Annotated in this window: 9 protein-coding genes and 1 tRNA gene; 7 read left to right on the forward strand and 3 right to left on the reverse strand. The window is 66.7% G+C overall.

What is annotated here, in order from left to right; genetic code table 11:
* The first annotated feature begins 39 nt into the window (after positions 1-39).
* From gnd to ACTWPT_RS52895, 7 genes are all read left to right on the forward strand, one after another.
* Positions 40-984, forward strand: coding sequence for a phosphogluconate dehydrogenase (NAD(+)-dependent, decarboxylating) (gene gnd, locus ACTWPT_RS52865; RefSeq protein ID WP_443185145.1), 945 nt, complete (start codon positions 40-42; stop codon positions 982-984).
* 50 nt (positions 985-1,034) lie between these two features.
* Entirely contained in the window at positions 1,035-2,279 is a 1,245-nt protein-coding gene (recF, locus tag ACTWPT_RS52870) for a DNA replication/repair protein RecF (RefSeq protein ID WP_443185146.1), read from the forward strand.
* Positions 2,269-2,763 carry a DUF721 domain-containing protein gene (locus ACTWPT_RS52875; protein WP_443185147.1) on the forward strand — a complete coding sequence of 165 codons (495 nt, stop codon included), beginning with the start codon at positions 2,269-2,271 and terminating at the stop codon, positions 2,761-2,763. The genes recF and ACTWPT_RS52875 overlap by 11 nt, the downstream gene beginning before the upstream one ends.
* Before the next feature lie 352 nt (positions 2,764-3,115).
* Positions 3,116-5,059, forward strand: a complete 1,944-nt coding sequence (gyrB, locus tag ACTWPT_RS52880; RefSeq protein ID WP_443185148.1) for a DNA topoisomerase (ATP-hydrolyzing) subunit B — start codon at positions 3,116-3,118, stop codon at positions 5,057-5,059.
* Positions 5,060-5,074: 15 nt separating this feature from the next.
* Positions 5,075-7,573: a DNA gyrase subunit A gene (gene gyrA, locus ACTWPT_RS52885; RefSeq protein ID WP_443185149.1), complete on the forward strand. Its 2,499-nt coding sequence runs from the start codon at positions 5,075-5,077 to the stop codon at positions 7,571-7,573.
* Between the two features lie 3 nt (positions 7,574-7,576).
* Positions 7,577-8,308 (forward strand): DUF3566 domain-containing protein, encoded by a 732-nt coding sequence (locus tag ACTWPT_RS52890; RefSeq protein WP_443185150.1) that lies wholly within the window; start codon positions 7,577-7,579, stop codon positions 8,306-8,308.
* A gap of 135 nt (positions 8,309-8,443) precedes the next feature.
* Positions 8,444-8,517, forward strand: a tRNA-Ile gene (locus tag ACTWPT_RS52895).
* A 139-nt stretch (positions 8,518-8,656) separates the two neighbouring features.
* Here ACTWPT_RS52895 and ACTWPT_RS52900 read toward each other — a convergent pair.
* From ACTWPT_RS52900 to ACTWPT_RS52910, 3 genes are all read right to left on the reverse strand, one after another.
* Entirely contained in the window at positions 8,657-8,989 is a 333-nt protein-coding gene (locus tag ACTWPT_RS52900; RefSeq protein WP_443185151.1) for a hypothetical protein, read from the reverse strand.
* A 311-nt stretch (positions 8,990-9,300) separates the two neighbouring features.
* A complete protein-coding gene (locus ACTWPT_RS52905) occupies positions 9,301-10,455 on the reverse strand; it encodes a tyrosine-type recombinase/integrase (protein ID WP_443185152.1) in 1,155 nt (384 codons plus the stop codon).
* Complete coding sequence (locus ACTWPT_RS52910; RefSeq protein WP_443185153.1) at positions 10,452-10,667, reverse strand: helix-turn-helix domain-containing protein; 216 nt, start codon at positions 10,665-10,667, stop codon at positions 10,452-10,454. The genes ACTWPT_RS52905 and ACTWPT_RS52910 overlap by 4 nt, the downstream gene beginning before the upstream one ends.
* Positions 10,668-10,772: the final 105 nt, after the last annotated feature.

The following is a 10,772-nucleotide window of genomic DNA, read 5'->3' on the forward strand; positions in this document are numbered from 1 at the left end:
ATCGGGGATGATGGAAGCCTGACAAGGGGGTAGGACAACATGCAGATCGGCATGGTCGGACTGGGCAAGATGGGCGGCAACATGGCCGAACGGCTGCGCCGCGGCGGTCACGAGGTCGTCGGCTACGACCGCGATCCGTCGATCAGCGACGTGACCAGCCTGAAAGACCTGATCGAACGCTTGCGTGCGCCGCGCGCGGTCTGGGTCATGGTCCCCGCCGGCAAACCCACCCAGTCCACGATCGACGACCTCGGCGAGCTGCTCGATGAGGGCGACATCGTCATCGACGGCGGAAACTCCCACTATGGGGACGACCAGAAGCACGCAGCCGAGCTGGCCGGTAAGGGCATCGGCTTCGTGGACTGCGGTGTCAGTGGCGGCGTCTGGGGCCTGAAGAACGGCTACGCGCTCATGTGCGGCGGCGACCAGGCCAACGTCGAGCGGCTGATGCCGATCTTCGAGACGCTCAAGCCCCAGGGCGAGGACGGCTTCGTCCACGCCGGCGAGGTCGGCGCCGGGCACTTCGCGAAGATGGTCCACAACGGCATCGAATACGGCATGATGCAGGCCTTCGCCGAGGGCTGGGAGCTGCTGGAGGCCTCCGACGTCGTCAAGGACGTCAAGGGCTCCTTCAAGAGCTGGCGCACCGGCACCGTGATCCGCTCCTGGCTGCTCGACCTGCTGGTCCGGGCGCTGGACGACGACGAGCATCTCGACCAGCTGCGCGGTTATGCACAGGACTCCGGCGAGGGCCGATGGACGGTGCAGGCAGCTGTGGACCATGCGGTCCCGCTGCCGGTCATCACCGCCGCGCTCTTCGCCAGGTTCGCCTCGCGCCAGGACGACTCCCCCTCGATGAAGGTGGTCGCGGCGCTGCGCAACCAGTTCGGCGGCCACGCGATCACCTCGACCGAGGGCAGCACGGGCAAGGGCGCCGACGCACCGGGTGCGGACGTGACGCCCCCGCGCGAGACGGAGCGATAGCAAGCGTGCCGTGACCCCGGTGATGGGCGAGGCGCACTAACCTTCTTGGGGTGCACGTCGCCCACCTGTCGCTGACCGACTTCCGGTCCTACGCGTCCGTCGAGCTCGGCCTGGAGCCGGGCGTCACGGCGTTCGTGGGGCCCAACGGCCATGGCAAGACCAACCTGGTCGAGGCCCTCGGCTACGTCGCGACGCACTCCAGCCACCGGGTGGCGAGCGACGCGCCGCTGGTACGCCGGGGCGCCGCGCGGGCGATCATCCGCTGCGCCGTCCACAGGGACGACCGGCGGGCGCTCATCGAGCTGGAGATCAACCCGGGCCGGGCCAACCGCGCGCGGCTCAACCGCTCCCCCGTGTCCAGGGCTCGCGACGTCGTCGGCCTGCTGCGCACGGTGTTGTTCGCCCCCGAGGACCTGGCGCTGTCCAAAGGCGACCCCTCCGAGCGCCGCCGTTTCCTCGACGACCTGCTGGTGGCCAGGACCCCCAGATTCGCCGGCGTCCGCGCCGACTACGACCGGGTGCTGAAGCAGCGCGGCGCCCTGCTGCGTACGGCCGCGCAGGCCCGCAGAGGCAGCAGGAGCGCCCGGCGCAAGGAGAGCGACAGCGCCTTCGCCTCGGCGGGCGCGGGCGACGTGCTGAGCACTCTGGAGGTCTGGGACGCCCACCTCGCCAGGCACGGCGCCGAGCTGCTGCGGGCGCGGCTGGAGCTCGTCGAGGCACTGCGGCCGCTGGTGGCGGGCGCGTACGCGGCGCTGGCCCCCACGAGCGTCCCCGCGACGCTCGCGTACCGGAGCACGTTGTCCACAGGTGGGGATGCCGACGAGGGGGGTCCGGAGGGCGAAATCGCCGGTGAGCGCGGATCTTTCGATACACAGACGTTATCCACAGACTTGGGGAAAACCCTTGAAGAACGGCTGCGGGAGCGGCTATTGGAGGTCCGTCAGTCAGAGCTCGAACGCGGCGTCACGCTCGTCGGCCCGCACCGCGACGACCTCGTCCTCGGCTTGGGGGACCTGCCCGCCCGGGGGTACGCCAGCCACGGAGAGTCCTGGTCGTTCGCGCTGGCGCTGCGGCTGGCCGCCTACGATCTGCTGCGGGCCGACGGCGGCGATCCCGTGCTGATACTCGACGACGTGTTCGCCGAGCTCGACAGCCAACGCAGGAGGCGGCTGGCCGAGATGGTCGCGCCCGCCGAGCAGGTGCTCATCACGGCCGCCGTACCGGATGACGTGCCACCTGAGCTGACCGGAGCCAGATTCGACGTCGCGGAGGGGAGTGTGACCCGTGTCCGATGAGGACAACCCCACGGCCAGGGGCGCGGCCATGGCCAGGGAGAAGCTCGCCCAGGCCAAAGCGGACGCGGCCAAGCGCGGCCAGCTCCCCCGGCGCGAGCCGAGGCGGAAAGGGCCCCGCAGGGACAGCGGCGATCCACAACTTTTCGGACGTGCGATCGCGGATCTGCTGGCCGCTCGCGGCTGGGAGCGGTCGGCGGCGGTCGGCGGGGTGTTCGGCCGCTGGGCCGACATCGTGGGCCCTGACCTGGCCGCGCACACCAAGCCCGAGTCATTCGAGGACGGCGAGGTGCTGATCGCGGCCGACTCGACCGCCTGGGCGACGCAGGTGCGGCTGCTCGCCCGCACCCTCGTACGCAGGCTCAACGAGGAGCTGGGCGACGGCACCGTGACAAAGGTCAAGGTCAGGGCGCCGCAGAACGCGCCCCGGCCGTCAGGTGGATTGCGGGTGACCGGAAGCAGGGGACCGAGGGACACCTACGGATAGCGGCGTCCAGCCGCCATCCGCAGCAGGCGCTTTGCGCCTCTGCGGTTAGGCGCCGGGGGCGATCAGAAAGCCACAGACGCGAGGAGCCCCCTTTCCGGAGGGGGGATGCTGGCCCGGGGGCAAATCAAGCTAGCGGGCATCACAGGCGCGTTCATTGCCACCTCCGGCCTCCGGAGGCGGTAGAATAAAAAAAGGATTCCGGACACGTCCGCTTGCGTGTCACCCCGGCAGCAAGCCGACTCCCCTGGGTGACCGCGCATCGGGGCACTCACGACGGTGACGGGCACGGCAGGGGCAGCTTTGCATTTGATCGCCTCCCCCGCCGCGTGTCCGCGGCAGGAGGATTTCGCAGTTGTCCTACGACGCTAGCTCAATCACCGTACTCGAAGGGCTTGAGGCGGTTCGCAAGCGACCAGGTATGTATATCGGCTCCACCGGGGAGCGTGGCCTGCACCACCTAGTCCAAGAGATCGTGGACAACGCGGTGGACGAGGCCCTGGCCGGCTACGCCGACCGCATCGACATCACGCTCATGGCCGACAACGGCGTGCGCGTGGTCGACAACGGGCGCGGCATCCCCACGGGCATCCACCCGGTGGAGAAGCGCTCCGCCGTCGAGGTCGTGCTGACCACTCTGCACGCGGGCGGCAAGTTCGACAGCCAGTCCTACGCGGTCTCCGGCGGCCTGCACGGCGTCGGCTCGGCCGTCGTCAACGCGCTGTCCACCGCCATGGACGTCGAGGTCAAGCAGAAGGGCCACTACTGGCGCCAGCGCTACGAGCACTCCAAGCCCGTCGCACCACTGGCCAAGGGCGAGGGGACCGACGAGACCGGCACCACGATCACGTTCTGGCCGGACCCGGGGATCTTCGAGACCACCACGTGGAACTACGAGACGCTCTCGCGGCGCTTCCAGGAGATGGCCTTCCTCAACAAGGGCCTGACGATCACGCTGACCGATGAGCGTCCCGACCACGTCAACGGCGAGCCGAAGACCGTCACCTACTGCTACCAGGGCGGCCTTGCCGACTTCGTGCAGCACCTCAACGCCAAGAAGGAGCCGGCGCACGCGTCGATCATCTCCTTCGAGGAGGAGAGCGACGGGCTCGCGGTCGACATCGCCATGCAGTGGAACAACTCCTACTCGGAGTCCGTCTACAGCTTCGCCAACGTCATCAACACCGCGGAGGGCGGCACCCACGAGGAGGGCTTCCGCGCGGCGCTGACGACGATCGTCAACCGCTACGCGCGCGAGCAGAAGTTCCTCAAGGAGGGCAAGGACGACAACCTCTCCGGTGAGGACGTCCGCGAGGGCTTGACCGCGATCATCTCGGTCAAGCTGTCCGACCCGCAGTTCGAGGGCCAGACCAAGACCAAGCTGGGCAACACCGAGGCCAAGTCGTTCGTGCAGAAGGCCTGCAACGACCACCTGCGCGACTGGTTCGAGCGCAACCCCGGCGAGGCCAAGGACATCATCAACAAGTCGCTGCAGGCCTCGCGCGCCCGCATCGCCGCACGCCAGGCACGTGACCTGACCAGGCGCAAGTCGCTGCTGGAGTCCGGCAGCGGTTTGCCGGGCAAGCTGGCCGACTGCCAGTGGAACGACCCGGAGAAGTGCGAGCTGTTCATCGTCGAGGGCGACTCGGCCGGCGGCTCGGCCAAGGGCGGCCGCGACTCGCGTTTCCAGGCGATTCTCCCGATCCGCGGCAAGATCCTCAACGTGGAGAAGGCCAGGATCGACAAGGTCCTGAAGAACAACGAGGTCCAAGCGCTGATCACGGCCCTGGGCACCGGCGTGCACGACGAGTTCGACATCGCCAAGCTGCGCTACCACAAGGTCATCCTCATGGCCGACGCCGACGTCGACGGCCAGCACATCAACACGCTGCTGCTGACGCTGCTGTTCAGGTTCATGAGGCCGCTGATCGAGGCCGGTCACGTCTACCTGTCGTGCCCGCCGCTCTACAAGATCAAGTGGGACCGTAAGGGCGAGGACGCCTCGTACGCCTACTCCGACCCCGAGCGCGACGCGGTCATCGCCGACGGCATCGCCAACGGCAAGCCGGACCCGCGGCCGCGGGACAACGTACAACGCTTCAAGGGTCTGGGCGAGATGAACGCCGGCCAGCTCTGGGAGACCACGATGAACCCGGAGACCCGGCTGCTGCGCCAGGTCACGCTCGACGACGCGGCGCAGGCCGACGACCTGTTCAGCGTGCTCATGGGCGAGGACGTGGAAGCCAGGCGCGACTTCATCATCCGCAACGCCCGCGACGTGCGCTTCCTCGATGTTTAAGAAGGACCTTTTCCTGTGACCGACGTGAACACCACTCCCCCGGCTGACCGCATCGAACCGGTGGACATCCAGTCCGAGATGCAGCGCAGTTACATGGACTACGCGATGTCCGTCATCGTGTCCAGGGCGCTGCCGGACGTGCGCGACGGTTTGAAGCCGGTGCACCGGCGGGTGCTCTACGCCATGTACGACGGCGGCTACCGTCCCGACCGCGGCTACTTCAAGTGCGCCCGCGTCGTCGGCGACGTGATGGGCACCTATCACCCGCATGGCGACACCTCGATCTACGACGCGCTGGTGCGCCTGGCCCAGCCGTGGTCGCTGCGCTACCCGCTGGTCGACGGGCAGGGCAACTTCGGCTCGCCCGGCAACGACCCGGCGGCGGCGATGCGCTACACCGAGTGCAAGCTCGCGCCCATCGCCATGGAGATGCTGCGGGACATCGACAAGGAGACCGTCGACTTCCGCCCCAACTACGACGGCAAGTCTCAGGAGCCCGACGTCCTGCCGGCGCGCTTCCCGCAGCTGCTGGTCAACGGCTCGGGTGGCATCGCCGTCGGCATGGCGACCAACATCCCGCCGCACAACCTGCGTGAGGTCGCCGCGGCGGTCAAGTGGTACCTCGAAAACCCCGAGGCCAATGACGAGGAACTGCTCGAAGCGTCGATCAAGCTGGTCAAGGGGCCGGACTTCCCCACGAAGGCCCTGATCGTCGGCCGGCGCGGGATCGAGGATGCCTACCGCACCGGGCGCGGCTCCATCACCATGCGCGCCGTGGTCGAGGTCGAGGAGGACAAGGGGCGGCAGGCGCTGGTCGTCACCGAGCTGCCGTACCAGGTCAACCCCGACAACCTCGCCCTGAAGATCGCCGAGCTGGTGCGTGAGGGCAAGCTCTCCGGCATCGCCGACGTACGCGACGAGAGCTCCTCGCGGGTCGGCCAGCGTCTCGTCATCGTCCTCAAGCGGGACGCGGTCGCCAAGGTCGTACTCAACAACCTCTACAAGCACACCCAGCTGCAGGACACCTTCGGCGCCAACATGCTGGCGCTGGTCGATGGCGTGCCGCGGACGCTGCGCCTCGACCAGTTCATCCGGCACTACGTGGCGCACCAGGTCGAGGTCATCGTGCGCAGGACCCGCTACCTGCTGCGCAAGGCCGAGGAGCGGGCGCACATCCTGCGCGGCCTGCTGAAGGCCCTGGAGCGGCTCGACGAGGTCATCGCGCTGATCCGGGCCTCGGAGTCCGCCTCGCACGCCCAGCAGGGCCTCATGGGGCTGCTGGAGATCGATGAGGTGCAGGCGCAGGCCATCCTCGACATGCAGCTGCGCAAGCTGGCCGCCCTGGAGCGGCGGGCGATCCAGGACGAGTTCGACTCGCTGATGACGCAGATCGCCGAGTACAACGCGATCCTGGCCAGCGAGGCCAGACAGCGGGAGATCATCAACGACGAGTTGGCCGAGGTCGTCGGCCGCTACGGCGACGAGCGCAAGACCGAGATCATCGCCTACGACGGCGACATGTCGATCGAGGACCTCATCGCCGAGGACGAGATCGTCGTCACGATCACCCGCGGCGGCTACGCCAAGCGCACCAGGACCGACCTCTACCGCGCCCAGAAGCGGGGCGGCAAGGGCGTACGCGGTGCGCAGCTGCGCCAGGACGACATCGTCGACCATTTCTTCGTCACCACGACGCATCACTGGTTGCTCTTCTTCACGAACAAGGGCCGGGTTTACCGGGTCAAGGCGTACGAGCTGCCTGAAGCCGCGCGTGACGCCCGCGGCATGCATTTGGCGAACCTTCTTGCCATGCAGCCCGACGAAACAGTCATGGAGGTTCTCGACCTACGCGACTACGACGTCGCCCCTTACCTCGTCCTGGCCACCCGCAGCGGCCTGGTCAAGAAGACCCGCCTGTCCGAGTACGACTCCCCCAGGTCCGGCGGTCTGATCGCGATCAACCTGCGGGAGGACGACGAGGTCATCGGAGCCCGCCTGGTCTCCGAGCAAGACGACCTGCTGCTGGTCTCCAGAGGAGCCCAGTCGATCAGGTTCACCGCCTCCGACGAGGCGCTTCGCCCCATGGGCCGGGCGACCAGCGGTGTCATCGGCATGAGGTTCCTCGAAGGTGACGAACTTCTGTCCATGAATCGGATGGCCGACGGTCAAGATGTGCTTATCGCCACCGAGGGTGGGTACGCAAAACGGACGCCAGTGGAGCAGTATCCAGTTCAGGGCCGTGGCGGTAGAGGGGTGCTGACGGCGAAAATCGTGAGTTCCCGTGGCAAGCTGGTCGGAGCCGTCATGGTCAACCCAGAGGACGAGGTCTTCGCGATCACGTCCGCCGGCGGGGTGATCCGGACGAGTGCCGGCGAGATCAAGCAGTCCGGCCGCCAGACCATGGGAGTGCGATTGATGAATCTCGCGGAAGGCGACAGCGTGGTGGCCCTCGCCCGGAACGCGGAGTCGATGGAGACTTCGGTGGAAACTGAGGAAGACGGGGGAGGAGAGTAGTCCATGAGCGCCCAGGGTGGTGGTGCCGCCAGGACAAAGGCGGCTTCGGGTAACGGACAGCAACCGAACAAGCCCGCAGAAACCGAGATTTTCAAGCCAGTCGACGAGGGACAGGAAACCACCTCGCCCGCTCAGGGCAAGCCTGTCCCGCCCAAGGAGGACGGGCAGCAGCAGCGGTCGCAGGCCCCTGCTTCCGCGCCCGCTCCTGCGCCGGGGCCGCCGTCGGCTCCTGCGCCCGGACCTGGGCCGCAAGGGGAAGGCAACGACACCGTCCGCCTCCGCCCTTCGCTGGCCACCGAGGCCCCGCCCATGGTCGAGCTGACGAAGAAGAAGTCGAACGCCGGTGCCGGTCGGCTGCCCCGCAAGGCCCACCTGGTCCTGCGCCGCATCGAGCCGTGGTCGGCCATGAAGTTCAGCTTCGTGGTCTCCCTGGTGTGCTTCGTGGTGCTGTTCGTGGCAGTGGCCGTCCTGTACGGGGTGCTGTCCGCCCTGGGGGTGTTCGACTCGATCGTGAACCTGGTCAACCAGCTTGGGCAGGGTGAGCAGGGGCAGAGCTCGATTCCCATCGACATCGCCTCCTGGTTCGAGCCGGTGCGGATCCTGGGATACACCGCGCTGATCGGGGCCGTGAACGTGGTCCTGATCACGGCCCTTTCCACACTCGGGGCGGTCATCTACAACATCTCGTCCGACCTGGTCGGGGGCGTTGAGGTGACCTTCAGCGAGGCTGAGTAGGCGCGTCAGGCGGGCTGCTTGGGCCGTGCTCGGGGGTGAGTACGGCGCGAGCAGCCCGCCGGAGGCGGTAAGCTTTTCCCGTTCGAACAACCGGTTCGCCTCCGATCTGCGGATGCTGTACCGTTCGGTGTGCGCGGGGCTATAGCTCAGACGGTTAGAGCGCTTCCCTGATAAGGAAGAGGTCCCAGGTTCAAGTCCTGGTAGCCCCACCCAGTTGACCAGCGAAATGGCCGCTTTCCGATCTTCGGATAGCGGCCATTCTGCTGTCTGCGCGTCTATCTGCGTGACTATCGATCCTGATGGGCGTCGTTGGCAGTCAGGGGACGATAGTCAGCAGAGCCTGCCGAGTCACTCCTCTTCAGGAGGACACGCTTCCCCTGTGACCGTCTCCGTGGAGCCGGTTTTCGGCGGACGGTCATACGAACTGAGCTTCTCAACGAGGTGTGAGCCCAGCAGAGGCAGAAAGGTCACCAGTCCCGTGATCAGTCCTGTACCTAGATCACCAGCGCCGATCCCCGCAGCGAGGCCGGTAAGTAGACCCACGCCCAAAATGATGGCGAAGACGATGTGAGACCGCGTACGGCGCTGCTGTCGATACATGATCACTTTGTCTTGACCATGCGCGTGGTCGAGCTTGCGCGTGCGCTTCTTCCTGTTGAACTTCGGACGCCGGAAGGTCACCTATTCTCCTCACAGTGAAGAGCAAGTCGATAGTGCGCCCTCCCGGCTAAGGCGCTGACCTGCTCTCCACTCCTGTGGAGTTGGTATACCTACTACCACCCGCCCAGCTAACCCACTCGGGGAACCGCTGGCAGAAGCGGGGTGACGGCTGTCCGTAAGGTCCATCTCCTGATAGCCGGGAGAGAAGACCGTACGGCCGGTTTTGAGTTATCTGCGGTCGCTCGTTCGCAGGAGCAACCAGAGCCGTCGGAAGTTCTTGGTGGAACTTCAAACTGACCCCGATGCTAGCTCTTCTCCGGCGCGTGCGCGGACTACCTCTTCTGTTGGCTATCGAAAATATGATCCATAACTACGGCGCCTCCTTGGAGAACAGGTCGGATCTGCTTGCGATAGACCAGTTCCGTTACAGCCGTACTGCTGTGGCCGACCAGCCGGGAGATCTCCTCCAAGGGCGTCCCGTTGTCGGACAGCAGGGACACGAAGCTGTGCCGCAGTTCCCTTGGCGTCCACTCGGCCGGGTTCAGGCTGGTGTGCTTGATCACGCGTCGGAACGCCCTGCGCACGTTGGCGGCGTCCAGTTCGGTTCCGGTTGCGGATGCGAACACCAGACCGCGCTCAGACCGGGTGTCGCCCTGCTCCTCCTGCTGAGCTGTCTGAAGTTCGGTCAGCACGTCCACGCATAGCTTTGGCAGCGCGAGCGTGCGGCGAGACTTGCGGGTCTTGGTGTCTCCACCGTTCCGTACTGAACGCCACACGGCGATGTACGGGGGCGCGGGTGGGACGGCGTCGAGGTCGCCGACCAGGTCCACGTGATCCCAGCGCAGCGCGCGTAGCTCCTCCGTGCGGGCTCCCGTAAGGAGAGACACCACGATGTAGGCGTGCAGGCTTTTGCCCTCAGAAGCCCTCAGCACCTCTTCCGCCTGCGCCATCGTCAGCGCCTTGGACGGTCGGCCCTTCTGCCCTTGGGGGACGCGACACAGCTCTACGACGTTTCGCCGCACCTTGTCCCGCGCCATAGCTCGCTTGATGATCCGGTTCAGGCAGGAGTGGAGGCGGGACAAGGTGCTGGTGCTGAGCGCCGTGGCCTTCTCCGCCAGCCACTTATCCACATCCTGTGCACTGAGCTCGCGGAGCTTCCTCTTGCCCAGAGCCGGGATGACGTGGATCTTGCACAAGGTTGTGGTCGTGGCGACGGTGTTCGGGTCCAGGCCGCTGAGCCCGTACGTCAGCCAGTCGTTCGTGGCCTGTGCCACGGTGTAGTCGCCGGGGGCGATGGTCAGGCCGTCCTCGTAGTCGCGTAGGACTTCCTTGAGCTTGTTCTTGGCTTCAGTCTTGGTCTTGCCGCTGCCTCGCTTGACGATGCGCTTGCCGCTGGGGTCGTAGCCGAGGCTGGCGGTGGCGATCCAGCGTTGGCGCTTGTCGTCCCAGTGGAGGCCGCTGTCTCCTCGGCTGCGTCGCTTGGTCATCGGGCTGCTCCCTCGGCTTCCTTCTCCAACAGGGCGATGTAGGCGCGGATGGCGCCGGAGGTGATCAGGCGGGCGCGGCCCTGCTTGACGGAGCGCAGGCGGCCGGTGCGGATCTGGTCGTAGATGACGGTGCGGCTCATGCGCAGCAGGCGCATGGCGTCGGCCACCCGGTAGAGCTGGGTGTCGGCGAGCCGGACGCTAATGGGAACCACCGAGTCCGCTGATCGGGCAGACTCGGTGCCTGGTGGCCGCTGGTGAGTGAGCACTCCCGGACGCTGGACCGATCTTCGAGTCCTGTGGACAGACCGTTGCCCTCA

Source organism: Nonomuraea sp. 3N208 (assembly GCF_052245935.1).
GTDB lineage: Bacteria > Actinomycetota > Actinomycetes > Streptosporangiales > Streptosporangiaceae > Nonomuraea.